Genomic DNA, 25,319 nt, shown 5'->3' with positions numbered 1-25,319 from the left:
CCTGCGGAAACGGTGACATGTCGTCCGGTGGTCCGGGCCGGATTCGTGCCTCACTTACGTGCGCTGCAGAAACCTGCAAAAGGCCCGCCGGCGGAGCGCGACACCAGGCCACCGGTTGGGTTAGGTTCCCCGGGTGTCCGGGGGCGTGGGTGAGGCGGCGGGCCGTCCGACGATCGTGATCGTCGACGACGCCCCGGAGGTGCGGGCGCTGGTCCGCACCCGGCTGCGCCTCTCGGGCCGGCTGGAGGTGGTCGGCGAGGGGTCGAACGGCGTCGAGGCGCTCGCAGCGGTCCGTGAGCACCGACCCGACCTGCTGCTGCTCGACGTCTCGATGCCGGTGATGGACGGGCTCGAGGCACTGCCCCGGGTGCTCGAGGTGTGTCCGTCGACCCGGGTCGCGATGTACAGCGGGTTCTCCGAGGAGGGCCTGGCCCAGCGGGCCCGCGAGCTGGGCGCGTCGGCCTTCCTGGAGAAGTCGACGTCGCTGGAGCAGCTCGCCGACCAGCTGGTCGCACTGCTCGACGACCCCGCTGCCGCAGCGGTGGCGAGCGCGCCCGTCGTACCCGAGCTCGACGAGGCCGACCGCACGGTCCTGCGCGAGCACCTCGAGCGCTTCCGCGAGGTCTTCGAGGATGCGGCGATCGGCATGGCGACCGTGACGCTCGCCGGCCAGGTGGTGCGCGCCAACGCCGCCCTCGCGTCGCTCCTCGGGCTGCGGCTCGAGGAGCTCGTGGGGACGGCGTACGGCGACCTCGCGGGCGAACGTGCCGACCTCGTCGAGGACGCGCTCGACCAGATCCTCTCGGGACGCAGCCGCGTCGTGCAGCTCGAGCACGACGTCGCGGATCCGGTCGGGTCCCGGCGGGTGATGGCGACCCTCGCGCCGGTGCTGGACAGCAGCCAGCGGCCGCTGTACCTGTTCCTCCAGGTGCAGGACGTCACCGCGGAGCGCCGCGCCGAGGAGCAGCTGCGTCGCAGCGAGGCGAGGTTCCGGCTGCTGGTCGAGAACGTCGAGGACTACGCGATCTTCATGCTCTCGCCCGAGGGCCTGATCGAGAGCTGGAATGCCGGAGCCCAGCGGATCAAGGGCTACACCGAGAGCGAGATCGTCGGCCGGCACTTCCGGACGTTCTACCCGCCCGAGATCCAGACGAACCGGCACCCCGAGCACGAGCTGGAGCTCGCTCTGCGCGACGGCCACTACGAGGAGGAGGGGTGGCGGGTCCGCAAGGACGGGAGCAGGTTCTGGGCCAACGTGCTCATCACCGCGGTCCACGACCAGACCGGCGCCCACATCGGGTTCGCGAAGATCACCCGCGACAACACCTCCCGCCGGGAGATGCTCGAGGAGCGCGAGCGTGCTGCGGCGCTGCTCGCCGAGGTCAACGCCCAGCTCCAGCGGGCCGCCGAGGACCAGTCGCACTTCCTCGCCGTCACGGCCCACGAGCTGCGCACGCCGGTGGGTGTGCTCGCCGGCACGGCCGAGATGCTCGCGGCGCACGGAGACGCGCTCGAGGAGGAGGAGAGGCGTGAGCTGCTGGCGGGCATGAGCTCGAGCGCGGCCCGGCTGCGCCGGCTCCTCGCGGACCTGCTCACCGCGTCCCGCCTGCAGGCCAGCGCCCTCGACCTCGCCGTGGAGACCGTGGACGTCGCCGAGATGGTGGAGGCCGCGGCGCGAGCCGCTCGACGGTCCCATCCGGGCGTCGCGGTGGAGGTCGCCGCAGAGCCCGGACTGCTCATCCGCGGCGACCGCGACCGCCTGGCGCAGGCTGTGGACAACCTGATCGCCAACGCGCTGCGCCACGGCACCCCGCCGGTGCGGGTGACCGTCCACGGTGTGGCCGCGGACGCGCCCGGCGGTCGCGAGGCCGTCGAGATCCAGGTCTCCGACGCGGGGACCGGGGTCAGCGACGACATGCGGGACCGGCTGTTCGAGCGGTTCGCGACCGGCCGGACGGGCGGCGGCACCGGGCTCGGCCTATACATCGTCCGCCAGCTCGCCCGCACCCATGACGGGGACGCGACGTACCGCCCCGGCGAGCAGGGCACCAGCGGCTCCTTCGTCATCACGCTGCCGCGGGCGGACGGCGAAACCGCCTGATCAGCGGCTGACACGCCGTCGGGTAGGTGCCAGGACGGCTCGGAGCGCCTACGCTTCCTCCGTGCCCATCCGCGTCCTCCTGGTGGACGACGTCGTCGAGGTACGCCGGCTGGTCCGCACCACGCTTCGTTTCCGGGGCGGATTCGAGGTCGTGGGCGAGGCGGCTGACGGTGTCGGGGCCGTCGAGCTCGCCGCGCAGCTGCGTCCCGATGTCGTCGTCCTCGACCTCGGCCTGCCCGACATCGCGGGCCGCGAGGTCCTCACGCGCGTGCGGGAGGTCTCGCCGGGCACGAAGGTCGTGGTGTTCTCGGGGCTCGAGACCACCGATCGGGCCTGGATCAGCGATCACTCCGAGGGATTCGTGGTCAAGGACGCCGACCTCGGCTACCTCGTCGACCTGCTGGAGTCGGTCGGCCGGCGCGACGAGACCCGCGCCGTGCTCGACCTGCCCGACGACCTGCGCAGCGTGAGCACCGCCCGCGGGTTCGTGCGCACCAAGCTCTCCGAGTGGGGGATCGACGGCCCGCTGGACGACGCCTTGCTGGTCACCAGCGAGCTCGCCGCCAACGCGTTGACCCACGCCCGCTCGTCGTACCGGCTGCTGCTGTCGATCAGCGACCACGCCCTGCGCATCGAGGTCGCCGACGCCGGGTCCGGCACTCCTGAGCCGCAGCCGCTGACCGAGACCGAGGAGCACGGCCGCGGCCTGCACCTCGTGGGAGCGCTCGCCGCCTCGTGGGGCATGGAGGCCGCCGAGACCGGCGGCAAGCGGGTCTGGGCCGAGCTCGCGCTGCCCGTCTCAGTCGCCGACTAGGCGCGAAGTAGGCGGGCTGCGCGCCGCACCGTAACCTTGGTCCTTGTGGCAGGACCGGATTACGACACCCAGATCAAGCAGCTCCAGGCGACGATGCACACCATCGAGCAGGTGCTCGACCTGGACACGATGCGCCGTGAGATCGACGACCTCGGTGAGCAGGTCGCCGCGCCCGACCTCTGGGACGACCAGGCCCACGCCACCCGGGTGACCGGGCGGCTCTCCGCGCTGCAGGGCGAGATGGACCGCGTCACGGCACTGCGGGGTCGCATCGACGACCTCGCGATCATGGTCGAGATGGCGCAAGAGGAGGGCGACGCCGACGCGTTGGCCGACGCCGACGCCGAGCTGGCCCGCCTGAAGAAGTCCGTCGAGGGCCTCGAGGTCCGCACGCTGCTCTCCGGTGAGTACGACGCCCGCGAGGCGATCGTGTCGATCCGCTCGGGCGCCGGCGGCGTCGACGCGGCCGACTTCGCCGAGATGCTGATGCGGATGTACACGCGCTGGGCCGAACAGCACAAGTACCCCGTCGAGGTCTACGACGTCTCCTACGCCGAGGAGGCCGGCATCAAGTCGGCCGAGTTCGCGATCCACGCGCCGTACGCCTACGGCACGCTCTCGGTCGAGGCCGGCACCCACCGGCTGGTCCGGATCTCGCCGTTCGACAACCAGGGCCGCCGCCAGACGTCGTTCGCCGCCGTCGAGGTCGTGCCGGTGCTCGAGCAGACCGACGAGGTCGAGATCGACGAGAACGACCTCCGCGTCGACGTGTTCCGCTCCGGTGGTCCCGGCGGCCAGTCGGTCAACACCACCGACTCCGCGGTCCGCCTCACGCACCTGCCCACCGGCATCGTGGTCAGCTGCCAGAACGAGAAGTCGCAGCTGCAGAACAAGGCGTCCGCGATGGTCGTCCTCAAGGCCAAGCTGCTCGCGAAGCAGAAGGCAGAGGAGGCCGCGCTGAAGAAGGAGCTCAAGGGCGACGTCGTCGCCGCCTGGGGCGACCAGATGCGCAACTACGTGCTCAACCCCTACCAGATGGTCAAGGACCTGCGGACCGGTCACGAGGTCGGCAACCCGCAGGCAGTGTTCGACGGCGACGTCGACGACTTCATCGAGGCCGGCATCCGGTGGCGCCGCGGCGCCGAGAAGGCCGCCGCCAACTGACCCGGTGACATCACCGGCGCCGCTGAGGCGGAACCTGTTCTAGTCTCACCTCCATGCGCCGCGACCACTGGAAGATGCGGAACGACTCGCTCGACCCCGAGACCGACTTCGTCGAGATCTACCGCAACGTGGTGATGTACGAGTTCCCCTGGGACATGAACCAGGCGCTGAGCTTCGCGCTCTTCCGCACCTACGCCGTGCCCGGGATCGGCCGGCTGCTCGACGAGACCGGCGCGTTCACCCTCGAGGTGCAGAAGCGGTACGACGACACCGCGCTCCTGCTCGAGCCGCCGACCCGGCTCGGCTTCGCCCACCCCGAGGCCAAGGCCGCGATCCGGCGCATCAACGCGATGCACCGGGCCTACGACATCCCCAACCACGAGTTCCGCTACGTGCTGGCCACGTTCGTGGTGGTCCCGAAGCGGTGGCTCGACGACTACGGCAAGCGGCCGCTCACGCCGACCGAGCTCGAGGCCTCCGTGCGCTACTACCGCACGCTGGGCCGGCACATGAACATCCAGGACGTGCCCGAGACCTACGCGGGCTTCGAGGAGCTGATGGACTCCTACGAGGCCGAGCACTTCGGCTACGACCCGGGTGCCCGACGGGTCGCCGACTCCACGCTCGCGCTCATGCAGACGTTCTACGCGCCGCCGGTGCGACGGCCGGCCGGGCTCTTCGCGAAGGCGCTGATGGACCAGCCGCTGCGCGAGGCGTTCCGGTACGGCGCTCCGCCGGCGGTCGTCCAGCGGGTCAGCCGGGCGGCGCTGCGGGCGCGAGGCCTGGCCCTGCGCGCCTTCCCGGCCCGCCGGTCCCCGAAGCTGATCGAGGACATCTCCTGGATCCGCAGCTACCCCGAGGGCTACCGGGTCGATGAGCTCGGCACCTTCCCGGTGCCCGGCGTCGCGGGCTGCCCGGTGCGCCACGAGGAGCGCCCGGCCGGCTGACCGGTCAGGCCGTCGCGGCCGCCAGGACGGTCGCGCACCACTGCGCGGCGCGGTCGAGCTGGTCCGGCCCCGGCCCCGGTGTCCGCAGGGAGCAGGAGAGCCACGCATCGCCGAACAGGCCGTGGAACGTGGTCTCCACCCCGTTCCCGCTGGCCGCACCGTCCCCGCCGGTGCACCGCAGGGCTGCGTCGTGGGTCCCGAAGCCGGGCGCTCCCGGCACGGGCTCGCACCCGGCGACCCGGGTCGCCGCCCGCCGCAGGGCCTCGGCCTCGGCGGCGGTGACCGGGGGAGCGAACACCCACGCCCGGGCCGTCGTACCGCTCGCGGACCAGGCGCAGCCGTACTCGTGGGCGACGTCGGTGACGCCGGGCGCGAGGCGGGCGCGTTCGCCGTTGGACCAGGTCTGGGACCCGGCCGGTGCGGATCCGAGCGCCGCCTCGACCGCCGCGGGCGCCACCTGCTCGCAGAAGTCGTCCCGGGCGACGGTCACCGTGCCGGTGTCGACCTCGGCCAAGGGGGTGGTCCCGGCACTGGGCGTCGGGTCCGCAGCGGGCTCGTCGTCGCCGGTGCAGGCGGTGAGGACGGACAGGGTCAGCAGGGTGGCGGTGATCACGGCGACGACCCGGGCTGACCTCACATCCATGATCCTCTCAGGTGGGGCGTCTAGGCTCGACTCCCGTGATCCGGTTCGAGAAGGTGGTCAAGACCTACCCAGGCCAGGCGAGCCCCGCGCTCGACCAGGTCTCGGTCGACATCGAGAAGGGCGAGTTCGTCTTCCTCGTCGGCACCTCGGGGTCCGGCAAGTCCACGTTCCTGCGGCTGGTGCTGCGCGAGTACCGCGCCACCTCCGGTCGGGTGTACGTCGCCGGCAAGGAGATCAACCGGCTCGCCAGCTGGAAGGTGCCGCGGATGCGCCGTCAGATCGGCACCGTGTTCCAGGACTTCCGGCTGCTCCCCAACAAGACCGTGAGCGAGAACGTCGCGTTCGCGCTGCAGGTGATCGGCCGCTCGCGCTCGGAGATCAACCGCCTGGTCCCCGAGACCCTCGAGCTGGTGGGGCTGGACGGCAAGGGCGACCGGATGCCCGACGAGCTTTCCGGCGGTGAGCAGCAGCGGGTCGCGATCGCCCGGGCGTTCGTGAACCGGCCGATGATCCTGATCGCCGACGAGCCCACCGGCAACCTCGACCCGACGACCTCGGTCGGCATCATGAAGCTGCTCGACCGGATCAACCGCACCGGCACGACCGTGCTGATGGCGACCCACGACGCCGGCATCGTCGACCAGATGCGCAAGCGCGTCATCGAGCTCGACGACGGCCGGGTCGTGCGCGACCAGGCCCAGGGCATCTACGGCTTCCAGCACTGACCACGCGAGACACCCGAGACCGAGCACCGACCCCCGAACGAGGACTCTCACTCCGCCATGCAGCTTCGCTACGTCTTCTCCGAGCTCGGCCAGGGTCTGCGCCGCAACCTGTCGATGCACCTGGCGGTGATCCTGACGCTGTTCGTGTCCCTCACGCTCGTCGGCCTGGGGGTGCTGCTCAACCAGCAGGCCACCAGGGCCGCGGACCAGTGGGGTTCCGAGCTGCAGATCACGGCGTTCTTGTGCAAGGCCCGTGACGACAACCCGGCCTGCACCAGTGAGGTGACCGACGCCCAGAAGGAGCGGATCACCAAGGTCGTCGAGGACAACCCCGAGGTCGACAGCTACCGCTTCGAGTCCAAGGACGAGGCGTTCGCGAAGATCAAGGACCTCTTGGGTGCCGACAAGTTTCAGGGCCCCAACCCGGCAGCGACGGCGGACGACATGCCGGAGTCCATCTGGATCACGCTCAAGGACCCCGACCACTACACCGGCATCGAGAGCGCCATCGTCGGGCTCGACGGGGTGTCCAACGTGCGCGACCAGCGCAAGATCGTCGGGCCGGTGCTCCAGGGGCTGCGCGTGATGCAGTGGGGCGCCTTCTGGGTGGCGGCGTTCCTGGTGCTCGCCGCGCTGCTGCTGGTGGCCAACACCATCCGGCTCGCGGCGTTCGCCCGGCGCCGTGAGATCGGCATCATGCGGCTGGTCGGGGCCTCGACGCTCTACATCGCGCTGCCGTTCATCATGGAGTCCCTGGTGACGGCGGCGATCGCCGTCGGGGTGTCCATCGGGACCCTGGGGGCCTTCATGTGGTTCGCCGTCCATGGCCGGTTGGAGGACCTCGTGGGCTTCATCCCGTGGATCGGCGTCGACGAGTTCGCGGTCGCGTCGGTGTGGGTGGCGATCCTCGGACCGGTGCTCACCCTGCTTCCGACACTCGTGCTGACGCGCAAATACCTCAAAGTCTGATCCGCGCACGTTACCGTCGAGGCGTTCACTTCCCCGAACACGTGAAGGCATACCGGTGCGTCTCTTCCCCCGTACCGCACGCCATCGCCTTGCGGCGGCCACTGCGGCCTGCTCGCTGGCGGTCGGTGCGCTGGCCGTTCCCTACGCGAACGCCGACCCCAAGGACCTCAAGCACCGCCAGCACCAGGCCCATCAGCAGGTCGCGAGCGCACAGCGCGACCTGGATGAGTCCAGCGACCGGCTGCGCCAGACCCAGGGCGCTCTCGACCGGGCGGTGCGTGAGCTGTCCGCGGCCCGGGGCGACCTGCGGGTCGCCACGGCCCGGCTCCAGGCGGCACAGCTGCGCGACCAGGAGATGCAGGACCGCCTCGATGCGGCCGAGCAGCGGTTGACCGATGCCCAGACCAAGCTGACCGACGGCCAGTCGGCGCTGGCCGACCAGCGGCTCCAGCTCACCGACACCGTCACCGACATCTACGAGCAGGGCGACCCCCAGCTGCTGGCCTTCGCGACGATGCTCGAGTCCCGGAGCACGGCCGACCTGACCCGCCAGTCCGCGTTCAACGACGTCGTCGTGGGCCGCGAGGCGCGGGCGTACGACGACCTGCACGCCGCCGAGGTCCTGCTCCAGGTCCGGGAGAACGAGGTCCAGGCCGCCCACGACGACGTCGAGGTCCAGCGCGAGGCCGCCGCCGAGCACCTGGTCACGATGGAGCAGCTCCACCAGCAGGCCACCGACGCGCGCAACAAGGTGGTGGGGCTGGTCGAGACCCGCCGCGGGGCCCGCGCCGACGCCGTACGCGCGCGGCAGCAGGACCGCCGTGCGCTCCAGGAGGCGCAGCGCCGCGAGAACCACGTCAAGCAGCTGATCCTCGCCGCCCAGCGCCACGCCAGGGGCGGCTACACCGGATCGACCAACGGGCTGCTGATCAAGCCGGTCGACGGCCCCGTGACGTCGCCGTTCGGCTACCGCATCCACCCGATCTACCACTACTGGGGCCTGCACGACGGCACCGACTTCGGGGTCTCGTGCGGGGAGGGCATGCGGGCGGTCGCCTCCGGCACCGTGATCTCGCGGTACTACTCCGAGGTCTACGGCAACCGCCTCTACCTCAGCCTCGGCAACATCAACGGCAAGAACGTCACCGCGGTCTACAACCACGCCACCGGCTACCGCGTCGGCGTCGGCGACCACGTGAGCCAGGGCGAGGTGGTGGGGTACGTCGGCTCGACCGGCTGGTCCACCGGCTGCCACCTGCACTTCACGATCCTGGTCAACGGCAGCCCGGTCGACCCGATGACCTGGCTGTCCTGACGCCGACTCGGCATCCCGGTTGCAGCCACTGAGAGAATGGTGGGATGGCGAAGGAGCAGGGGCACAAGCCGGTCGCGCAGAACAAGAAGGCGCGGCACGACTACCACATCGAGGACACCTATGAGGCGGGCCTGGTCCTCCAGGGCACCGAGGTGAAGTCGCTGCGGCTGGGTCGTGCGTCCCTGGTCGACGGATTCGTGGACATCGAGGGCCATGAGGCCTGGCTGCACGGTGTCCACATCCCGGAGTACTCCCAGGGCACCTGGACCAACCACGCGGCCCGCCGCAAGCGCAAGCTGCTGCTCAACCGCGACGAGATCGACAAGATCGAACGCCGCGTCAACGAGAAGGGCCTGACGGTCGTCCCGCTGTCGCTGTACTTCAAGGACGGCCGGGCCAAGGTCGAGATCGCCCTGGCCAAGGGCAAGAAGTCGTGGGACAAGCGCGCCGCCCTCGCCGAGCGACAGGCCACCCGCGAGACCGAGCAGGCGATCGGCCGCCGGATGAAGGGCATGGATGACTGAGCACCCGGACGTCGCTGACGTCCGGAGGTTCTGGGAGAGCCTCGGCCTGCCGGGGCTCTTCGACGTCCACGTGCACTTCCTGCCCCCGAACATCCAGCGCGCCGTCTACGCCGTGTTCGACGCCGCGGGTCCCAAGATCGGCCGCGAGTGGCCGATCCGCTACCGCCAGTCGCACCAGGAGCGGGTCGAGCTGCTGCGGGCGATGGGTGTGCGCCGGTTCCCGACCCTGCCGTACGCCCACAAGCCCGGCGTCGCGACCTATCTCAACGACTGGGCGGCCGGGTTCAAGCGGGACGTGCCGGAGTCGCTGTGGTCGGCGACGTTCTTCCCCGAGCCCGACGCGCCGGTGTACGTCGGGGCGGCGATCGCCACGGGCGTCGAGGTGTTCAAGGTGCACCTGCAGGTGGGGGAGTTCCACCTCGACGACCCGCTCCTCGACGAGGTCTGGGGTCTGCTGGAGGCCGCCGGCACCCCCGTGGTCGTGCACGCCGGGTCGGGACCGGTCGGCAACGACTTCACCGGTCCGGGCTCGACCGAGCGGCTGCTCGCGCGGTTCCCGCGGCTCAGGCTCGTCATCGCGCACATGGGCGCCCCGGAGTGCGCGGAGTTCCTCGCGCTCGCGCAGCGGCACGAGCGGGTCTTCCTCGACACCACGATGGTGTTCACCGACTTCTTCCCGCCCTACCCCGTCGACCTGGTGCCGCGGCTGCGCGACCTGGGCGACCGGGTGCTGCTCGGCAGTGACTTCCCGACGATCCCCTACCCCTACGCCCACCAGCTCGAGAGCCTCGCGCGGCTCGACCTCGGCGACGACTGGCTGCGGGCCGTGTGCTGGGAGAACGGCCTGCGCGTGTTCGGCGAGGCCGCAGACGGGGTAGGAGGCTGACCATGGGACGCCACGACGACGATCGCGAACGCACTGTGTCGGGAGGGCTGGGCACGCCCGCCCGGGCCCTCGAGGGCGAGGTCAGGCTGCGCACCGGCGCCGCCCTGGCCTGCCTGGTCTGCGGCGGGGGTGACTTCACCCACCGCGAGATCAAGCTGAACACGACCGGCATGACCTTCATGGACCTCGACTGGGCCAACCGGTCCGGCGACGGGGCGATCTGCCGTGCGTGCGGCTATGTCCACACGTTCCTCGACGGTGACCTGACCTGGGGCTCCTGACTTCCTGAACGCGTGGCCGCGGGGGCCTCGGCCCGCCAGAATGTGCCCATGGACCCGTGGGCACAGATCGCCGCCGAGCGCCGCTCGCTCGCCGACCTGCTCGACACCCTCACCCCGGCGCAGTGGGAGACCACCAGCCTGTGTGGCGCCTGGACGGTCAAGGAGGTCGCCGTCCACCTGACCAGCGGCCCGTCCACCTCGGTGGGCACGTTCCTCAAGGCGATGGCACGCGGGCACGGTCGCTTCGACCGGGCCAACGAGCTGTTGGTCGCGTGGCGGTCCGACGTCGAGCCCGCCCAGGTCACCGGCTGGCTGCGGGAGTACGCCGAGCACCGGTTCAGCCCGCCGGGCATGGACTGGCGCGCGCCGCTCAGCGACCTGCGCATCCACACCCAGGACATCGTGGTCCCGCTCGGCCTGGACGCCGGCGTACCGCTCGAGCCGTGGCGCGACGTGCTCGGGTTCCTCGCCTCCAAGGCGGCCGCCCGCGGCTTCGTGCCGAAGGGGCGCCCCGCGCTGACCTGGTCTGCGACCGACATGGACTGGTCGGCCGGCGCCGGGGCGAGGGTCGAGGGCCCGGCGCGCGCCCTCGCCACGACCATGTGCGGCCGCAGTGCGCTCCTCGACCAGCTCGCCGGCCCCGGCGTACCCGCTCTGGAGGCCTGGCTGCGGAATCGATGAGGCCTCGCAGACGTTGTGCACCTAGACTGGAAGCACAACTCAAGAGGGGCTGATCGGTTTCGACTTGGGACGTTAGTTCCAGGGGAAGCGGGTCGAGAAGCCAGCGTCATCTCGTAAACGATCGCTGGAAACCTATAACTGCCAACACCAATCGCAGTTCCTTCGCTCTCGCTGCCTGAGCAGTGATCGAAGCGCACACCCGGGCATCCGTCTCCGTCCCGGTCGTGTGCGTCATCTAGGAGACTTGCTGCTCACTCCGGGTCACGGAGGGTGAGCGGGACTATTCCGTGACTGAGCCTGTCGGGGACGCGTCCGTGCGAGCCCCGGGGCCGAGAAAAGCGACATCGCGGACTGCACCCGGAGAAGACCTGGTTCGACGCTCGAGGACGCGGGTTCGATTCCCGCCAGCTCCACTGACACGACCCGGCCCGGCGCGAAGCGTCGGGCCGGTCGTGTTACTGACCGAGCCGAGTCGGCGGTTCTGCATCGGGGGAGCGAAGCGGAGGAGGTGCCGAAGCGCCGACTCGGCTCGGTCACCGCCGGCGGCGGGCGGCCACGGCGAGCGTCGTGCGGGCCCGCGCGTGCGGGCGCACGCCGTGCGCGTCGACGCCGAGGAGTGGACGATCACCGCATGGGTACGTCGTGACGGGGCGCCGTACGGCGTCCACCCCCGACTCGAGGAGTACTCACGTGCCGAAGATCCTGTTCGTGCTGACCGGTTCCGACCACTGGACCCTCAACGACGGGACGGTGCACCCGACCGGGTTCTGGGCCGAGGAGCTGCTGGCGCCGCTGCAGGTGTTCGCCGACGCGGGGATCGACGTCGACATCGCCAGCCCCGAGGGCAAGACGCCGGTGGTCGACGAGGGCAGCCTCGACCCGGGCACCATCGGCGAGGAGGAGTCGGCCAAGCAGCGCAAGGCTCTCGACGCCATCGCAGATCGCCTCGAGTCGACGCGGGTGCTCGCCGATGTCGACCTCGGCTCCTACGACGCGGTCTTCGTGCCCGGTGGCCACGGGCCGATGGAGGACCTCGCCGTCAGCGAGGACCTCGGCCGTCTCCTGGTGACGATGCTCGACGGCGGCAAGGTCGTGTCCTCGGTCTGCCACGGACCGGCCGGTCTCCTGCCGGCTCAGCGCGCCGACGGCTCCTGGCTGTTCGCCGGGCGCAAGCTGACCGCCTTCACCGATGCCGAGGAGCAGCAGGCCGGGCTCGCCGACAAGGCGCCCTGGCTGTTGGAGTCCCGACTGCGAGAGGCGGGCGCCACCTTCTCCTCGGGCGAGCCGTGGGCACCCTTCGTGGTCGTCGACGACAACCTGGTGACCGGTCAGAACCCGGCCTCGAGCACCGAGGCCGCGCAGCAGGTCGTCGGACTGCTCACGGCCTGAGGCGCCCCACCGCCGGCGCGTCAGGAAGCAGGCTGCGGTGCGGCCGCCGAGAAAGTGCTCGGATCGGCGTGCCCGCGGGTGACGACGAAGTACTCACCGATCATGTCCCCGAGCAGGGTCCCGCCGGCGATGTCGCTCGCGACGTGCCCGGCCATGTAGATCCGCGAGTAGTCGATCTGGTCCTGCCACGAGCGGTACTCCTCGTCGCGCTGCGGCATGAAGTAGGCCAGGAACGTGCGCGACGCCGCCGCGGCGGAGGCGTGCCGCGAGGGGTAGCTGCAGGGGCAGACATCGCCCGGGTTGACGGTGTGATCGGTGCGCAACGACGGCTCCAGGACGTACGGCGCGGACATCTGGAACTTGGTGCCCAGGTCGTCGGCGACCTTCTTGGTCATCGACAAGACGTCGTCGACGGCGTTCTTCCGGTTGTCGCCGGACGTGCTGGTGAGGTACTCGGCCTGGTCGTGCGCCTCGAGCTTCCACAGGTCCTTCTTGCCGTGGGTCTCCAGCCACGTGGCGGCGGTGATGCCCGCTCCGGTCCGCTGCCGGTCCAGGCGCTCGACCTCGGACATCTCGTTGCTGCGCTCGGCGGCCGTCGGCGGCCCGGGGAGCGAGGCCTCGAGGAACGCCTGGAACCCGCCGTCGTCCGCACTGGTCCCGTGCTCGCTCCACCACTGCCGCATCAGTGCCGTCGCCCGGGCGAGCTGGGGGTCGGTCAGCGAGTCGACGCGCCGCACCGTCGCTTCCGGGAAGAGGCTGGGAGGCGGGTCTGCTGCGATCCGGTCCTTGGCCGTGCTGCCGGTCAGGTGCCCGTAGACGGCCGGAGCGACCAGCGCACCGACCAGCGCCAGCACCGCGAGCACGGCGACGACGACGTAGCGGGCGGGCGGCCGACGGCGCCGCGCCTTCGGGGTGGGCGCGACGCCGCCGGCGGTCTCTGGGCGAGCGATCGTCTTGGTCGTCATGAGGCCTCCTGGGCGAGTCGGGGGAGCTCGTCGTGGACGCTGACACCGCGCCCCACCAGCCGGCGTACGTGGTTGTCGGGGATCTCGTCGGCCAGCAGCGCCGCGGAGGTGGCGTACTTGCTGAGCGCCAGCGGGCGGTGACCCATCGCGCCGAGCAGCCGGTCGGCGGGCCCGGGACGGAGACCGCTCTTGGTCTCCACGATCACCCGGTCGTGATCGACGCACACGGCGCCGGTGCCGAGCACGCGTGCTCCGGCGGCAGTGGGGCGCCCGACGACACCGTGGTCGACGGTGAGCCGGGTCCCCTCGTCGAGGTCGACGAGGGTGGCCCGGGTGTAGCCGATCTCCAGCACGGGGTGCAGATCGGCGACCGCCGCGTGCCGCTCGTCGAGAGCGCCGCTGATGAACACCCGCTCCACGGCGCCGTAGCGACCGTAGGCGGCCGGGTCCAGGTCGACCGAGTGCTTGAGGGTCTCCCCGCGCGCGCCCCGGACCTTGACCTCGAAGCGGCACAGCCCGTCCTCGACGTAGAAGCGGCTTCGCGCCTTCCACCGCAGCCGGCGTCCCTGGAGGTGGTCGCGGCACAGCCTGAGGTCGTCGGTGTCGAGGTACGTCGACCGGTAGGTCGTGGTGCGGCGACCGCGGATCTGGAGCGCGTGGTGGGTGTCGGCGAGTGCCGCGACCAGCCGCGACGCGTCGCTGGTGGGGACGAGGTACTTGCGGTCGACGCGGCGGGCCAGTGGCGCCACCCTCATGACGGTGGCCAGGTCGACGGGCGCGAGCTCGGCGAGTCGGAGGCGCTCGGTGAGGGTCATCGGACCGCCCCCGGCTCCAGCAGCTCGTCGTCGAGCTCGTCGGGCGCCTGGTCGCGGGTCGCCCACCAACCGGGCGTCGACTCCACCAGCACGGAGACCCGGGTGGTGTCCCGCACGGTGTCGATGTCCTCGATCACCACCGCGACCGGTGGCTCGGCGAGCCGTTCGGCCAGTGCGGCCCGGGCGGAGGCCTCGTCGAACACCGCGCGGTCCAGGATGACCCGGATGCGCCGGGTCGTCGGTTGCCGCCGCGAGTCGTCGGTGACCCACACCGCGACCAGCACGACGAGGTTGAGGCCGAGCACCAGTGCGAGGTTGCGCTCGGGCAGCCCGTTGACCAGCGCCAGGACGAGCACCAGGAAGGTGTAGGCGACGTCCTTGAGCGTGAACGCGGCGCTCCTCAGGCGGACCAGGCTCAGCAGGCCGAACAGCCCGAAGCCGATGCCGGTGGGGAAGTCGCCGGTGCCGATCACCGTGACCGCGGCGAACAGGCCGATGTTGAGCGACGTCAGGACCAGGGCCATCTCGGGCAGTGTCGAGCGGCGGCGGTGGAGGATCCCGACGAGGATCAGGATCGCGACGACGTCGAGGCCGAGGCGACCCACGAAGCCGGACAGGGCGGTATCGAACATGGACGCGACGGTAGGAAACGGTCGATGAAGGGAAGATGAACGACGTCTCGTGGCGGGTCGAGACCGCTCGACGTCCGGTGATCGTCGCGGTCGGCGCCGACTCGTCGTACGTCGCGTGGAGGGCTGGTCAGGCTGTCGAGTCCTCGAGGCCCGCAGCCTCGCGACCCGCAGCCTCGAGACCCTGGCGGTACGCGCGGGAGACCGCCACGTCGGCCAGGTAGACGGACGCGCCGATCGCGACCGCACGCAGGGGAGCCGGAACCCGAGCCGCGCGGGCCCCGGCGTCGACGAGCAGGTTGAGCGCCGCCCAGGACGCTGCTCCCGTCGCGCTGGTGACGAGGTCAGCGTCGACGCTGACCAGGACATTGATGCCCGAGCTCGGGCTGATCGCCAGCGGCTGGAGCCCGACCGGGTCGAGCCGGCGAGCCCCCAGGTCGGAGCCCGCGAGGATCAGCGCCCGGGTGGAGAGAGATGCATGGCCGCCGATCGCGGCGGCGAGGGCCGCCCCAGTGGCGCGGACCAGTGAGCTCTGGCGGATCTCCACGCTGCGATCTCCTCTGTCGGTCCTGCCCGGGGGTGCCGCCGAGCATGTCAGGCGCCGTTGTCGCCTGTCACCCGTCGGGGGCGTTGACGAAGTGGCTGCGACCGGCAATAGTTAGGTATGTGCCTAAGTATCACGACGAGCTCGACGCCGTGCTCCGCGCTCTCGCGGATCCCACGCGCCGGGCTGTCGTGGAGCGACTGGCGCAGTCGCCGGCGGTCGTGTCCGAGCTCGCAGCGCCGTTCTCGATGGCGCTGCCGTCGCTGATGCAGCACCTGCGAGTGCTGGAGGACGCCGGCGTCGTGACGTCGGAGAAGCACGGCCGGGTGCGCACCGTGAGCCTGCGCCCGGGTGCCCTCGACGTCCTGCACCTGTGGCTGGGCGAGCAGCGCACACCTGCCGAGCGCCAGGCCGACCGCCTCGGCATCCACTTGACCCGCACGTCCCCCCAGGAGCCCTGACATGACCCGCGTCCGCATCGACCTCAACATCTCGCTCGACGGCTTCGCCTCGGGCGAGCCGACCCCCGACCACCCGATGGGTGCCGGCTGGGACCGGATCACCGCGGCCTACGTCGGCACCCGCACGTTCCGCCAGCGGGTCCTCGGCGACACCACCGGCGAGGGGACGACCGGCATCGACGACGCGTACGCCGCGGCGTACTTCGAGGGGGTCGGGGCCGAGATCATGGGTGCGGCCATGTTCGGTCTGCACTCGTTCCCCGACGACCCGGACTGGAAGGGCTGGTGGGGCGACCGGCCGCCGTTCGGCTGCCCGGTCTACGTCCTCACCCACACCGCGCCGCGTCCGTCGATCCCGATGGAGGGCGGCACGACGTTCCACTTCCGCAGCACCGCGATCGAGGAGGTGCTCGCCGAGGCCGTCGCGGCGGCCGGCGGCTCGGACGTCCGGGTGGGCGGCGGCGTCGGCACCGCGCGCGACTTCCTGCGAGCCGGGCTGGTCGACCAGCTGCACGTCGCGGTCGCGCCGGTCCTGCTCGGCGGGGGCATCCGCCTGTGGGACGACCTGCGGGACCTCGATCTGACCCACGAGGTGACCGCGGAGGTCGCCGAGAGCGGCACGACCCACGTCACGTTCGCGCGCTAGGAGACCGGGCCATGACGATCGAGCGCCGCCTCGCCCACGCCGGATTCACCCTGACCCGCGACTACCCCGTCGCCGTCGAGCGCGTCTGGGCCGCGTTCGCCGAGGAGGACCAGAAGGTCGCCTGGTTCGGCGACGCCGACGCGTTCGAGCGCGGCGAGTGGGTCTTCGACTTCCGGGTCGGCGGACGAGACGTCGCGGAGGGCAGGTTCCACGACGGGCCCGTCTCGCGCTACGTCGCGACGTACGCCGACATCGTCGAGCACGCCCGGATCGTCACGACGTACGACATGTGGCTCGACGGGGTGCACATGTCCACCTCGGTGGCGTCGTTCGAGTTCGAGCCGATCGAGGCCGGCGCCCGGTTCACGCACGTTGAGCACGGGGTGTTCTTCGACCAGTTCCGGGCGGACGCGCCGGGCCGTGAGGAGGGCAGCCGGGGACTGCTGGAGCTCCTGGCCCGACACCTCGCCTGAGGCCGGGCCTCGCGACGATCTCGGGTCAGGCGTCGACCGAGGGCGGGGCCTGCACGATCCTCAGCGCGGCGTTCCGCACGGCGATCCGCTCGAACGCCCAGCTCCACTCGGTGATCTCGAGGTGGGCCCCGCGGATGGCGGCCTCGGCCTGCGCCCGCGCGAGCGCCTGAATGCCGGCCGCGTCCACGAACGTCACCTGGCGTAGGTCGAGCCGGACCCGGTCGCTGTGCTCGTCGAGGCTACGGGTGATGGTCGTCCGGAGGAGCAAGGCGGTGCTGAGGTCCAGCTCGCCGATCACCTCGATGACCACCGCGGGGGAGCCCGGCAAGGGCTGAATGGTGAACTGCATGATGTCCCGATCCGTTGACGAACAACCGGGAACGGCGGCGCCTCGACCGGCGCAACACGAGAGACTCTCGGAGTGTGTGCCCAGCGTACGTCGGCCGCTGTTCTGGCGGGTACACCCACAAGGGTTGTCATCTGTCAGCCCGCGATCGACCGCGATTACCGTGGCCGGATGAGCCTGACCGTGCGGGCACCGGCGCGCACCGACCACTGGCGGTCCCTCCCGGGCGAGACGCGCTGGGTCGACTACTCCCACCAGCAGGTCGGGGACGACCTCGTCGTCTACCTCCACACGTTCCGCCGCGTGCGCGAGCGGTACGACGGCCGCACCGACGTGCTGCTGTGGAAGCCGGCGACGACCGGCCTGGCCCACCGCTACGTCGAGGGCGAGTGGGTCGACGTCGTCGACGTCGAGCGCGCGTGGCCTCCGACGGACCTGGTGCACGTCCCGCGGCGCGAGCGGACTACCCCTCGTCGAGGCCGTGCTCGATGGCGTAGCGGGTGAGCTCGACCCGGTTGTGCATCTGCAGCTTGCCGAGGGTGTTCTGCACGTGGTTCTGCACGGTGCGGTGGGAGACCACCAGCCGCTCGGCGATCTGGCGGTAGGACAAGCCCTTGGCGACCATCTTCAAGACCTCGGTCTCGCGGTCGGTCAGCGGGGTCAGCGGTCCTTGGGGGGTCTGGGGGGTCTGCTCGGAGTGGCGCTGGAACTCGCCCAGCACCAACCCGGCCAGGCCGGGCGTGAAGACCGGATCGCCCTCGGCGGTCCGGCGTACGGCGTCCAGCAGCTCCTCGCGCGAGGCCGACTTCACCAGGTAGCCGGTCGCGCCGGCCTTCACTGCCGCGAGCACGTCGGACTGCTCGCCCGAGGCCGACAGGATCAGCACGCGCGCCTCCGGCAGCTGCTCCGCGATCGCGGCGGTGACCGCCACCCCGTCGGGCTCGGGGATCCGCAGGTCGAGGAGCACCACGTCCGGCCGGGCGGCGGGGAACCGCGCCATGGCCTCCCGGCCGTCGGCGGCCGTGGCGACCACCTCCAGCCCGGCGGCGGCCAGGTCGCGCTCCACGGCCTCGCGCCACAGGGGGTGATCGTCGACCACCATCACCCGGATGCTCATGCCGGCGAGCCTAGATGAGTGGGTCCACGGATCGTGCCAGCAAGCATCGCGCAGCGCGCGCGACAGCGGACTCACCCATCGAGGGGGACCGTGAGCTCCCACTCCGTGCCGAACGCACCCGTGGTGAGTACGGCGGTGCCGCCCAGGTCGGCGAGCCGGCCGCGGATCGACCCGGTCACACCGAGGCGACCCTGCTCGGCCGCCTCCTCGAGCCGGCCGGGCGGGATACCGGGTCCGTCGTCGCGCACCGACAGCTCCACCCGGTCGGGGAACGCCTGGAGCAGCACCCAGGCGGGGGCCCGCTCGCCCACGTGGACCCGGACGTTGTCCAGGCAGGCACGCACCGCGGCCACCAGCTCGAGCCCCACGGCCGTCGGCAGCTCGACCGGGGCTCCGGGCGTCGAGACCGTGACGGCGTACCCGCGCTCGAGCTCGGTCAGCTCGGCCACCAGGTCGACCGTCCCCTCCGTGGCCGGCACCAGGTCGTCCTGGGTGCGGATCAGTCGTCGCAGCGCGCGCTCCTGCTCCCCGGCCAGGCGGCCGAGCTCCGCACCCTCGCCGCCCAGCTCGCGACCGCGCCGCTGCACCAGTGCGAGCACCTGCAGGACACCGTCGTGCACGGCCCGAGCCAGGCGCGCGCGCTCGGCGGCCATCGCCGCGGCCCGCTCGGCGACCTCCCGCTCGGTGGCCATCCGCTGCACGGAGCCGCTCATGAACCCGACGATCGGGCCGGCGATCACGAGCAGGAACGCGTTGCCGTAGTCGGACTGCGCGACATCGGCTCGCTGGACGAGGTCGGCGGTGGCCAGCACGAGCCCGGCGGCGAGCCCGCCCTGCCACCGGTAGTGGATCGACCAGCTGAGCAGCGCGCCGGCGATCCAGAACCCGGGCAGGCTGGCGGTGAAGTCGTCGCCCTTCACGAGCGGTGAGAGCAGCAGCATCCCCAGTGCGATCCCGAGGTCGGGCCCGAGGACGAGGGCCGTGCGCCGGTCCGGCGCCGCACAGGCCCACGTCACGAGAGCGGTCCACCCGACCATCACCGCGATGCAGGCCGCTCCGACTCGAGGGTGGGTGAAGTCGTCGGCTCGGTAGATGCTCAGCGCGACGGTGTTGAGGAGCACGATGACGCGCAGCACGGCGAGTGCGCGGAAGAGCCGGCTCTCGACCGCGACCGCGGCGGGGGAGGACCACGAGCTCACGTGGCGCAGTTTCGCACCTCAGGCGCTCGGGGGCGGTGATGGCGGTGTCGAGCCTCGACATCCATGGATCTGAGTACGCGTACCCGTGCCGGTGCGGCGCCGGTCCGATGGGATCAGGTCATGGAATCCAACGCACCCACCGCCAAGAACACCAACGCCTTCTTCGCCCAGGCCGCCATCGCCTTCGGGGTCTCGCTGCTCACGATGCTGCTCGCGATCTTCTACCTCCCCAGCGACCCGTGGCCCAAGGCGTTCCTCGCCCTCGGGACGCTGTTCCTGACCACCTCGGCGTTCACGCTCGCCAAGTGCGTGCGCGACGCCCAGGAGACGCAGTACGTCGTCTCCCGGCTCGACCAGGCCCGGGTCGACCGGATCCTCGCCGAGCACAACCCGTGGAAGGAGGTCGGGTGATCACCGGATCGCGATGACCGTCGTCCCGCGCCAGGTCTTCACCCGAAAGTCACGGTGCGACCACCCGGCGGGTCTTCCATTTCTCCCGAGTTCGGAGTATTCAAGAAGTCAGCAGTCGACAGGCCTCGGAACCGCCCTTACGCAGTGGCGATCCGAGGCCATGTCGTGTCAGGGCGTCCGGGCGCTCAGGCCCGGTCGGAGTCCCGTGTCCGTGCGCCCCTGAGACGCGGCGCGAGCGCAGGTCGCCCCTCAGGCGGTGCGGGCCAGCGGTCGGACCCGGCCGATCTCGGCCAGCACCGACATGATCGACCGCGGGGTCATGCCGGTCGCGAGCAGTGCGCGGCACGCCGCGTCGACCACGGGGTCGCCGGTCGCGGCGCCGTCCTCCAGGCAGGCGAGGAGGTCGTCGGGCCAGCTCTGATGCCTGATCGCCATGCTGCCTCCTCTGATCGGGGCGGGTTGTCGTTCATCGAGTGTCGGACGGGTGTGACGTGGGCGACAGGGACCTTGGTCCTGGTCCAGAGGTCCCTGTCTCCCGGGCTGCCGTCCTGGGGTCAGGCCGCCGGGGTGGCGCGGGTGCGCCGGCCCGCGTGCCGCGTCAGGAGCGCGAGCACCCGGGCCCTGCCCTCGGTGAGGTCGCGCGGCCAGACCCGCGCGACCTCCGCGAACGCGCGCTCGACCGCGGCCTCGGCGCGGTGCTGGTCGGCGTGCAGGCAGCACGCCAGCCGCCAGGCGGCCGGGATCGTGGCGTCGTAGAGCTCCTCGGGAGAGGGTGGGTCAGTGACGGTCATCGGGTCCTCCCCGGTTGTGTTCAACGCGGTGTTGAGGTTTAGGGTACAACTATGAACATGATGTCGAGTTCTGCGCAAGAGGTGACCCTCTCGATCGGCGATCTCGCCGAGCGCACCGGCGTCGCGCCCGCCACCTTGCGCATGTGGGAGCAGCGCCATGGCTTCCCGGTCCCCATGCGGCTCGCCAGCGGACACCGCCGCTACCGAGCTGAGGACGCGGTGGTTGTGGAGGACGTGCTGCGGCGCCGCGAGGAGGGGGTTCGCCTCGACGTCGCGATCGAGCAGGCCACGGCCAAGCTCGCGGAACACGCCGAGCAGTCCCCGGCGTCGGTGTTCGCCGAGCTCACCCGGCGCCACCCCGACCTGGCCGTCCACCGGCTGCGGAAGTCGTCCCTCATCGCGCTGTCGTGGGCGATCGAGGACGAGTTCTGCGCCAAGGCGTCGCGCCCCTACCTGTTCGGTGCCTTCCAGCGCCCGGAGTTCCTCGAGTCGTCGCAGCCGCGGTGGCGCGAGCTGGCCCGGGTCGCGCGGGCGGCGTACGTCTTCGCCGACTTCGCGCAGCGCGACGCGGCCGCGCGACCGGTCGAGGTCGACCTGGCCGAGGATGCCCCGATGCGTCGCGAGTGGGTGCTGGTCTGCGACTCACCCGAGCTCTCCGCCGTCCTGTCGGCCTGGGAGCTGCCCGGTCAGCACGACGTGCCCGACCGGGAGCGGGTCTTCGAGAGCGTCTGGACCGTCGACCCCGCGGCGACCCGCGAGGCGGCCCGGGTGTGCGCGCGCATGGCCGCCGCCGCGGACGCCGCCGGCGCGGCCGAGGTGGCCGCCGAGCTGGCCGCCCGCGAGATCGAGTCGCGCCCCGACCTGGTTGCGGTGACGGCACTGTTCAACCGCGTCGTCGCCTACGGAGACGCGGCCGCCGGGCGGGACCGGCGGCGCACCCGCCAGGACTAGCCCTCGGAGCCGGGAAGGCGGGTTCGCCGGACGTGCACTGCGGCGGCACCTAGCCTCGCCCCGTGCCCCTCTCTGCTCGTCGTCGCTTCGGCCTGCCCGCAGCACCCGCCATCGCGCTGACCGCGGCCCTCCTCCTGCTCACCGCCGCGTGCTCGGCCGGGGGGTCGGACGGGGGCTCGGACGGCGGTCCCGGAGGGGCGAAGCCGGCCGCCCACACCGGGCGTGAGGGCGACGGGTGGACGGTCCTGCACTACTCGATGGCCGACACCAACCTCGAGCCGTTCATGGTCGCCGACGTCAACGAGCTCGGGGCCGTGGGCTCCAACGAGAACCTGCAGATCCGTGAGTTCATGGACCGCTCGAGCGAGTACGGCGAGGATGCGGTGCTCGACCAGGGCAGCTGGGTCGGCAGCCGCGTGCTGGACCTGGGCGCGGATGGTGCGACCGAGGTCGTGGACGACCTCGGGGACGTCGACTCCGCCGACCCGGCCGTGCTCGCGTCGTTCATCGCCGACGGCATCGAGGCGCACCGAGCCGGCCACTACGCCCTGGTGATCTCCGATCACGGCGCCTCCTGGCCGGGCATCGGGCCCGACGAGGGCAGCGACTACGACGTCCTCGACCTCGCCGAGATCACCGACGCGATCTCGAGCGGGCTGGAGCAGGCCGGGGTCGACAAGCTCGACCTGCTGGGCTTCGACGCATGCCTGATGGCGAACTACGAGGTCGCGAGCGCCGTCGCGCCGTTGGCCGACCGGCTGGTCGCCTCGCAGGAGCTCGAGCCCGGCCACGGCTGGGACTACGGGTCGCTCCAGCTGTTGGCCGACGACCCGGACGCCACGGCGGACGAGCTCGGCGAGGAGATCCTGTCCGGTTTCGCGGGCCAGGCCGCCGACCAGGGCACCCAGGACCAGATCACGCTCGCGCTGATCGACCTGACCAAGATGGGCGCCGTCGACGAGGCGGTCTCGGGCTTCGCGAACGCGCTCACCGAGCAGTCCACCGACGTCGCGCCGGTCGTCGGGCAGACCGAGGCGACCACGCTGGGGTTCGGCAAGAGCCCGGACGAGACGCAGGACAAGCACCTCAGCGACCTCGGCCTGCTGGCGCGGGGGATCGGGGATGCCGCGCCCGAGGTGGCCGAGCAGGCCGATGCCGTGGTCGGCGCCCTCGACGACGCCGTGGTCGACACGGTCGACGGGCTCGGCACCGCCGGCGCCACCGGGCTGTCGATCTACCTCCCGCCCGTGCCCGGGCTCGCGGACCCGGCGTACGCCGACGTCGCCACCTCCGGCGACTGGGCCGGCTTCCTCGACGCCTACTACAGCGCCGGCGAGGCGATCCCGGCCGCCGAGCAGCCGGAGTTCACCGACCCTGCGGACGGGCCCGACGTCAGCTTCGACGACGACGGCAGCATCACCTTGACAGGCACGTTCGACCCGGCCGCGCTCGACAACATCACCGAGGCGACGATCAGCTACGCCCTGGTCAACGACGACGACTCGGTCACCTACCTCGGTGAGGAGGTCGCCGACTTCGCCGACGACGGTGCCGCACCGGAGGCCTCGGGCAACTACGACCTCACGGTCCTGCAGATCACCGACGGGGAGGACACCGCCTACGCCTACGTCGACCTGGGCCTCAGCGACGACCTCAGCACCGCGTCCTTCGACGTACCCCTCACCTACTACGCCTCCACCGATCGCCGCGGTAAGCACCCGCTCGATGCGCAGCTGTCGCTGGTGCTCGACATCGAGGCGGGTGAGTTCACCAGCGAGACCATCTACATCTACGACGAGGAGTCGGGCGGGTACGGCGAGCTCGCGCCCGACCCGGAGGGCATCATCGTCCCCGACGTGCTGACCGTGGGCGCCGACGGCGAGCAGACCTGGGAGCCCACCACCGACGTCGGGCTGTACGCCGACATCGCGAACCTGACCTACGAGTTCGTGCCGCTCGACTCCGGCACGACGATCCAGGCGGACCTCACGCTCTACGACTTCGGGGGCAACTCCAGCACGTTGAGCTCGCTGGTCGAGGTGCCGTAGCGCCGCCGAGCCGGCTCGCCGCCCGGGGGGCGTCAGGCACACTGAACCGCATGCATCTCGGGCATGCGGTCGTGGTCGGCGTCCTCTCAGCGGTGGTCGTGGTGGGTGTGCTGCCCGCTGCCTCCGCGGCACCGACGCTCCGGGCGGCGACGTCCGAGCTGTCCCTGCGCGCGGATCCGGCGTATGCCGACGACGACACCGGCCTGCACGTCGAGCTGGTCGACGGGGGAGGGGCACCGGTTGCGAACGCCCCGGTCACCCTCGAACGGAGCACCGCGGACGGTTGGTCTCCGGTGGCGACGGTGACCACCGGCGAGGACGGCCGGGCCGCCCAGTCGGTCACGCTCAGCCGGGCGCCCGGCGACAACGTGTTCCGGGCGACCTTCGCCGGCGACGAGAGCCACGACGCGGCGACCGCCCAGACCCAGGCCGAGCTGAAGCGACGGGCCAGCCGGCTGATGGTCGGTGGGCCGGGCACGGTGGTCGACGGCAGGCCGGTCGCCGTCAGCGTGCGGTGGACGACCAAGGGCGGAACACCCGTCGCGGGCCGGGTCACGCTCTACCGGTCGCTCGGCTCCGGCCCGTGGCGGCGTGTCCGCACGCTCACGACCGGTGACGACGGCCGCGCGCGCATCACCACGACCCCGCGGCTGGACTCGCGCTGGCGGGCTCGAGCGGCGGCACAACCGTGGGTCGCGGGCGACCGCAGTCCGGTGCACCGCATCGACAACCTGCCGCCCGGCAGGCCGGTGCGCCTGCCGCGGGCCGCGCCCGCCCCGCGCCGCCACCTGCCGCCGCAGCCGCACGCGGTCGGGGCCGGGGCGAACGTCGTGGTGAGCGCGATCCCGGACGCCATCTGGCGACAGATGACGGGGGCCTCCTGGCATCGCGGCTGCCCGGTCGGGCGGGCCGGCCTGAGGCTGGTCCGGGTCAACTACTGGGACTACGACGGCTACCCACGGCGTGGGGAGCTCGTCGCGAGCACCACGGCCGCTCGGGCGATGGGGTCGGCGTTCGCCGAGATGTTCCGCCGGGAGCTGCCGGTGCGCGCGATGTACCGCGTCGACCGCTTCGGCTGGGGCGGGCGCTCCCACGGCGGCAACGACTACGCGTCGATGGCGGCCGGCAACACCTCGGCCTTCAACTGTCGCGACGTCACCGGCCGTCCGGGCGTCCGCTCGCCGCACAGCTACGGCCGGTCGCTCGACGTCAACACCTGGGAGAACCCCTACCGCTCGGCGCAGGGCACCGTACCCAACACCTGGTGGCAGTCCCACTCCCACCCGCGCGTCGCCTGGCGCTCGCGCTCCCACCCGGTCGTGGCGCTGATGGCGCGTCACGGGTTCCGCTGGACCTACGGGCTCGGGGACACCCAGCACTTCGACTACGTCGGCAGCCGGGCCCGGGCCGAGGTCTCGCCGCGTCCGTGCGACCGGTGGTGCGACGAGGTGGTGACTGATCCGCAGCCCACGGGCTAGCGTCCC

The 25,319-nt window shown here is 71.7% G+C and carries 30 protein-coding genes and 1 other RNA gene; 21 read left to right on the top strand and 10 right to left on the bottom strand.

All coding sequences use genetic code 11. The features are described from left to right. The first annotated feature begins 133 nt into the window (after positions 1 to 133). The 4 genes from AC3ANS_RS17270 to AC3ANS_RS17255 all read left to right on the top strand — a co-directional run bounded on the left by AC3ANS_RS17270 (position 134) and on the right by AC3ANS_RS17255 (position 5,026). On the top strand, positions 134 to 2,101 hold the full coding sequence (locus AC3ANS_RS17270) for a PAS domain S-box protein (RefSeq protein ID WP_488292809.1): 1,968 nt from the start codon (positions 134 to 136) through the stop codon (positions 2,099 to 2,101). Between the two features lie 61 nt (positions 2,102 to 2,162). Beyond that, the gene (locus AC3ANS_RS17265; RefSeq protein ID WP_488292808.1) at positions 2,163 to 2,915 is read left to right on the top strand and encodes a response regulator; all 753 of its coding nucleotides are present in this window, start codon (positions 2,163 to 2,165) and stop codon (positions 2,913 to 2,915) included. Between the two features lie 45 nt (positions 2,916 to 2,960). Beyond that, positions 2,961 to 4,079 (top strand): peptide chain release factor 2, encoded by a 1,119-nt coding sequence (gene prfB, locus AC3ANS_RS17260; RefSeq protein WP_488292807.1) that lies wholly within the window; start codon positions 2,961 to 2,963, stop codon positions 4,077 to 4,079. Positions 4,080 to 4,132: 53 nt separating this feature from the next. Then, positions 4,133 to 5,026 (top strand): oxygenase MpaB family protein, encoded by an 894-nt coding sequence (locus AC3ANS_RS17255; protein WP_488292806.1) that lies wholly within the window; start codon positions 4,133 to 4,135, stop codon positions 5,024 to 5,026. A 4-nt stretch (positions 5,027 to 5,030) separates the two neighbouring features. On the opposite strand, the gene AC3ANS_RS17250 is transcribed toward AC3ANS_RS17255, so the two are convergent. Beyond that, on the bottom strand, positions 5,031 to 5,663 hold the full coding sequence (locus AC3ANS_RS17250; protein WP_488292805.1) for a hypothetical protein: 633 nt from the start codon (positions 5,661 to 5,663) through the stop codon (positions 5,031 to 5,033). 41 nt (positions 5,664 to 5,704) lie between these two features. On the opposite strand from AC3ANS_RS17250, the gene ftsE reads away from it, so the two are divergent. The 9 genes from ftsE to AC3ANS_RS17205 all read left to right on the top strand — a co-directional run bounded on the left by ftsE (position 5,705) and on the right by AC3ANS_RS17205 (position 12,439). Then, positions 5,705 to 6,394 carry a cell division ATP-binding protein FtsE gene (ftsE, locus tag AC3ANS_RS17245; RefSeq protein ID WP_488292804.1) on the top strand — a complete coding sequence of 230 codons (690 nt, stop codon included), beginning with the start codon at positions 5,705 to 5,707 and terminating at the stop codon, positions 6,392 to 6,394. 57 nt (positions 6,395 to 6,451) lie between these two features. Next, positions 6,452 to 7,363 carry a permease-like cell division protein FtsX gene (gene ftsX / locus AC3ANS_RS17240; RefSeq protein WP_488292803.1) on the top strand — a complete coding sequence of 304 codons (912 nt, stop codon included), beginning with the start codon at positions 6,452 to 6,454 and terminating at the stop codon, positions 7,361 to 7,363. A 55-nt stretch (positions 7,364 to 7,418) separates the two neighbouring features. Further along, positions 7,419 to 8,678 (top strand): peptidoglycan DD-metalloendopeptidase family protein, encoded by a 1,260-nt coding sequence (locus AC3ANS_RS17235; RefSeq protein ID WP_488292802.1) that lies wholly within the window; start codon positions 7,419 to 7,421, stop codon positions 8,676 to 8,678. Positions 8,679 to 8,722: 44 nt separating this feature from the next. Beyond that, the gene (smpB, locus tag AC3ANS_RS17230) at positions 8,723 to 9,202 is read left to right on the top strand and encodes an SsrA-binding protein SmpB (protein ID WP_488292801.1); all 480 of its coding nucleotides are present in this window, start codon (positions 8,723 to 8,725) and stop codon (positions 9,200 to 9,202) included. Then, a complete protein-coding gene (locus AC3ANS_RS17225; protein ID WP_488292800.1) occupies positions 9,195 to 10,088 on the top strand; it encodes an amidohydrolase family protein in 894 nt (297 codons plus the stop codon). Before smpB ends, AC3ANS_RS17225 begins: the two co-directional genes overlap by 8 nt. A 2-nt stretch (positions 10,089 to 10,090) precedes the next feature. Further along, positions 10,091 to 10,369, top strand: coding sequence for a hypothetical protein (locus AC3ANS_RS17220; protein ID WP_488292799.1), 279 nt, complete (start codon positions 10,091 to 10,093; stop codon positions 10,367 to 10,369). Between the two features lie 48 nt (positions 10,370 to 10,417). Continuing rightward, the gene (locus AC3ANS_RS17215) at positions 10,418 to 11,050 is read left to right on the top strand and encodes a maleylpyruvate isomerase family mycothiol-dependent enzyme (protein ID WP_488292798.1); all 633 of its coding nucleotides are present in this window, start codon (positions 10,418 to 10,420) and stop codon (positions 11,048 to 11,050) included. Between the two features lie 45 nt (positions 11,051 to 11,095). Beyond that, positions 11,096 to 11,466: a transfer-messenger RNA gene (gene ssrA / locus AC3ANS_RS17210) on the top strand. 274 nt (positions 11,467 to 11,740) lie between these two features. Next, a complete protein-coding gene (locus AC3ANS_RS17205; RefSeq protein WP_488292797.1) occupies positions 11,741 to 12,439 on the top strand; it encodes a type 1 glutamine amidotransferase domain-containing protein in 699 nt (232 codons plus the stop codon). Between the two features lie 20 nt (positions 12,440 to 12,459). On the opposite strand, the gene AC3ANS_RS17200 is transcribed toward AC3ANS_RS17205, so the two are convergent. The 4 genes from AC3ANS_RS17200 to AC3ANS_RS17185 all read right to left on the bottom strand — a co-directional run bounded on the left by AC3ANS_RS17200 (position 12,460) and on the right by AC3ANS_RS17185 (position 15,395). Next, positions 12,460 to 13,404, bottom strand: coding sequence for a phosphatase PAP2 family protein (locus AC3ANS_RS17200; protein ID WP_488292796.1), 945 nt, complete (start codon positions 13,402 to 13,404; stop codon positions 12,460 to 12,462). Further along, positions 13,401 to 14,219 (bottom strand): polyphosphate polymerase domain-containing protein, encoded by an 819-nt coding sequence (locus AC3ANS_RS17195; protein ID WP_488292795.1) that lies wholly within the window; start codon positions 14,217 to 14,219, stop codon positions 13,401 to 13,403. The genes AC3ANS_RS17200 and AC3ANS_RS17195 overlap by 4 nt, the downstream gene beginning before the upstream one ends. After that, positions 14,216 to 14,851 carry a DUF4956 domain-containing protein gene (locus AC3ANS_RS17190; RefSeq protein WP_488292794.1) on the bottom strand — a complete coding sequence of 212 codons (636 nt, stop codon included), beginning with the start codon at positions 14,849 to 14,851 and terminating at the stop codon, positions 14,216 to 14,218. Before AC3ANS_RS17190 ends, AC3ANS_RS17195 begins: the two co-directional genes overlap by 4 nt. Positions 14,852 to 14,978: 127 nt before the next feature. After that, complete coding sequence (locus AC3ANS_RS17185; protein WP_488292793.1) at positions 14,979 to 15,395, bottom strand: hypothetical protein; 417 nt, start codon at positions 15,393 to 15,395, stop codon at positions 14,979 to 14,981. Positions 15,396 to 15,514: 119 nt separating this feature from the next. Between AC3ANS_RS17185 and AC3ANS_RS17180 the strand changes: the two genes are divergently transcribed. The 3 genes from AC3ANS_RS17180 to AC3ANS_RS17170 are packed head-to-tail and all read left to right on the top strand — an operon-like array spanning position 15,515 to position 16,972. Continuing rightward, entirely contained in the window at positions 15,515 to 15,853 is a 339-nt protein-coding gene (locus AC3ANS_RS17180; RefSeq protein WP_488292792.1) for an ArsR/SmtB family transcription factor, read from the top strand. Position 15,854: 1 nt separating this feature from the next. Continuing rightward, the gene (locus tag AC3ANS_RS17175) at positions 15,855 to 16,499 is read left to right on the top strand and encodes a dihydrofolate reductase family protein (protein WP_488292791.1); all 645 of its coding nucleotides are present in this window, start codon (positions 15,855 to 15,857) and stop codon (positions 16,497 to 16,499) included. Positions 16,500 to 16,510: 11 nt separating this feature from the next. Next, on the top strand, positions 16,511 to 16,972 hold the full coding sequence (locus AC3ANS_RS17170; RefSeq protein ID WP_488292790.1) for an SRPBCC domain-containing protein: 462 nt from the start codon (positions 16,511 to 16,513) through the stop codon (positions 16,970 to 16,972). Between the two features lie 25 nt (positions 16,973 to 16,997). Here AC3ANS_RS17170 and AC3ANS_RS17165 read toward each other — a convergent pair whose 3' ends face one another. Then, positions 16,998 to 17,321: an STAS domain-containing protein gene (locus tag AC3ANS_RS17165; RefSeq protein ID WP_488292789.1), complete on the bottom strand. Its 324-nt coding sequence runs from the start codon at positions 17,319 to 17,321 to the stop codon at positions 16,998 to 17,000. Between the two features lie 168 nt (positions 17,322 to 17,489). Between AC3ANS_RS17165 and AC3ANS_RS17160 the strand changes: the two genes are divergently transcribed. After that, a complete protein-coding gene (locus AC3ANS_RS17160) occupies positions 17,490 to 17,822 on the top strand; it encodes a hypothetical protein (protein ID WP_488292788.1) in 333 nt (110 codons plus the stop codon). On the opposite strand, the gene AC3ANS_RS17155 is transcribed toward AC3ANS_RS17160, so the two are convergent. Both AC3ANS_RS17155 and macS read right to left on the bottom strand, forming a co-directional pair. Continuing rightward, entirely contained in the window at positions 17,782 to 18,435 is a 654-nt protein-coding gene (locus tag AC3ANS_RS17155) for a response regulator transcription factor (RefSeq protein ID WP_488292787.1), read from the bottom strand. The two genes, AC3ANS_RS17160 and AC3ANS_RS17155, sit on opposite strands and share 41 nt — an antisense overlap. A 71-nt stretch (positions 18,436 to 18,506) precedes the next feature. After that, positions 18,507 to 19,634 (bottom strand): MacS family sensor histidine kinase, encoded by a 1,128-nt coding sequence (gene macS, locus AC3ANS_RS17150; protein ID WP_488292786.1) that lies wholly within the window; start codon positions 19,632 to 19,634, stop codon positions 18,507 to 18,509. 120 nt (positions 19,635 to 19,754) lie between these two features. Here macS and AC3ANS_RS17145 point away from each other — a divergent pair, with 120 nt between their 5' ends. Next, on the top strand, positions 19,755 to 20,045 hold the full coding sequence (locus tag AC3ANS_RS17145) for a YiaA/YiaB family inner membrane protein (RefSeq protein WP_488292785.1): 291 nt from the start codon (positions 19,755 to 19,757) through the stop codon (positions 20,043 to 20,045). Between the two features lie 249 nt (positions 20,046 to 20,294). Here the strand turns inward: AC3ANS_RS17145 and AC3ANS_RS17140 are convergent, their stop codons facing one another. Together AC3ANS_RS17140 and AC3ANS_RS17135 are read right to left on the bottom strand one after the other, a co-directional pair. Beyond that, positions 20,295 to 20,480 (bottom strand): hypothetical protein, encoded by a 186-nt coding sequence (locus AC3ANS_RS17140; protein WP_488292784.1) that lies wholly within the window; start codon positions 20,478 to 20,480, stop codon positions 20,295 to 20,297. A gap of 119 nt (positions 20,481 to 20,599) precedes the next feature. Continuing rightward, on the bottom strand, positions 20,600 to 20,836 hold the full coding sequence (locus AC3ANS_RS17135; protein ID WP_488292783.1) for a hypothetical protein: 237 nt from the start codon (positions 20,834 to 20,836) through the stop codon (positions 20,600 to 20,602). A gap of 60 nt (positions 20,837 to 20,896) precedes the next feature. Between AC3ANS_RS17135 and AC3ANS_RS17130 the strand changes: the two genes are divergently transcribed. From AC3ANS_RS17130 to AC3ANS_RS17120, 3 genes are all read left to right on the top strand, one after another. Then, the gene (locus AC3ANS_RS17130) at positions 20,897 to 21,787 is read left to right on the top strand and encodes a DICT sensory domain-containing protein (RefSeq protein ID WP_488292782.1); all 891 of its coding nucleotides are present in this window, start codon (positions 20,897 to 20,899) and stop codon (positions 21,785 to 21,787) included. Positions 21,788 to 21,849: 62 nt separating this feature from the next. Further along, entirely contained in the window at positions 21,850 to 23,835 is a 1,986-nt protein-coding gene (locus AC3ANS_RS17125) for a clostripain-related cysteine peptidase (RefSeq protein ID WP_488292781.1), read from the top strand. Between the two features lie 50 nt (positions 23,836 to 23,885). Beyond that, complete coding sequence (locus AC3ANS_RS17120) at positions 23,886 to 25,313, top strand: M15 family metallopeptidase (RefSeq protein ID WP_488292780.1); 1,428 nt, start codon at positions 23,886 to 23,888, stop codon at positions 25,311 to 25,313. The last annotated feature ends 6 nt before the right edge of the window (positions 25,314 to 25,319 follow it).

The organism is Nocardia sp. 149-1B (assembly GCF_057747975.1).
This window is presented reverse-complemented; position numbering and strand designations above follow the sequence as displayed.

What these genes read in the sequence shown, in the direction of transcription:
- AC3ANS_RS17255 (WP_488292806.1), top strand. Translation starts at nt 4,133, where the DNA reads ATGCGCCGCGACCACTGGAAGATGCGGAACGACTCGCTCGACCCCGAG.
- ftsX (WP_488292803.1), top strand. Translation starts at nt 6,452, where the DNA reads ATGCAGCTTCGCTACGTCTTCTCCGAGCTCGGCCAGGGTCTGCGCCGC.
- smpB (WP_488292801.1), top strand. Translation starts at nt 8,723, where the DNA reads ATGGCGAAGGAGCAGGGGCACAAGCCGGTCGCGCAGAACAAGAAGGCG.
- AC3ANS_RS17225 (WP_488292800.1), top strand. Translation starts at nt 9,195, where the DNA reads ATGACTGAGCACCCGGACGTCGCTGACGTCCGGAGGTTCTGGGAGAGC.
- AC3ANS_RS17220 (WP_488292799.1), top strand. Translation starts at nt 10,091, where the DNA reads ATGGGACGCCACGACGACGATCGCGAACGCACTGTGTCGGGAGGGCTG.
- AC3ANS_RS17215 (WP_488292798.1), top strand. Translation starts at nt 10,418, where the DNA reads ATGGACCCGTGGGCACAGATCGCCGCCGAGCGCCGCTCGCTCGCCGAC.
- AC3ANS_RS17200 (WP_488292796.1), bottom strand. Translation starts at nt 13,404, where the DNA reads ATGACGACCAAGACGATCGCTCGCCCAGAGACCGCCGGCGGCGTCGCG.
- AC3ANS_RS17195 (WP_488292795.1), bottom strand. Translation starts at nt 14,219, where the DNA reads ATGACCCTCACCGAGCGCCTCCGACTCGCCGAGCTCGCGCCCGTCGAC.
- AC3ANS_RS17190 (WP_488292794.1), bottom strand. Translation starts at nt 14,851, where the DNA reads ATGTTCGATACCGCCCTGTCCGGCTTCGTGGGTCGCCTCGGCCTCGAC.
- AC3ANS_RS17175 (WP_488292791.1), top strand. Translation starts at nt 15,855, where the DNA reads ATGACCCGCGTCCGCATCGACCTCAACATCTCGCTCGACGGCTTCGCC.
- AC3ANS_RS17170 (WP_488292790.1), top strand. Translation starts at nt 16,511, where the DNA reads ATGACGATCGAGCGCCGCCTCGCCCACGCCGGATTCACCCTGACCCGC.
- AC3ANS_RS17165 (WP_488292789.1), bottom strand. Translation starts at nt 17,321, where the DNA reads ATGCAGTTCACCATTCAGCCCTTGCCGGGCTCCCCCGCGGTGGTCATC.
- AC3ANS_RS17160 (WP_488292788.1), top strand. Translation starts at nt 17,490, where the DNA reads ATGAGCCTGACCGTGCGGGCACCGGCGCGCACCGACCACTGGCGGTCC.
- AC3ANS_RS17155 (WP_488292787.1), bottom strand. Translation starts at nt 18,435, where the DNA reads ATGAGCATCCGGGTGATGGTGGTCGACGATCACCCCCTGTGGCGCGAG.
- AC3ANS_RS17145 (WP_488292785.1), top strand. Translation starts at nt 19,755, where the DNA reads ATGGAATCCAACGCACCCACCGCCAAGAACACCAACGCCTTCTTCGCC.
- AC3ANS_RS17140 (WP_488292784.1), bottom strand. Translation starts at nt 20,480, where the DNA reads ATGGCGATCAGGCATCAGAGCTGGCCCGACGACCTCCTCGCCTGCCTG.
- AC3ANS_RS17135 (WP_488292783.1), bottom strand. Translation starts at nt 20,836, where the DNA reads ATGACCGTCACTGACCCACCCTCTCCCGAGGAGCTCTACGACGCCACG.
- AC3ANS_RS17130 (WP_488292782.1), top strand. Translation starts at nt 20,897, where the DNA reads ATGTCGAGTTCTGCGCAAGAGGTGACCCTCTCGATCGGCGATCTCGCC.
- AC3ANS_RS17120 (WP_488292780.1), top strand. Translation starts at nt 23,886, where the DNA reads ATGCATCTCGGGCATGCGGTCGTGGTCGGCGTCCTCTCAGCGGTGGTC.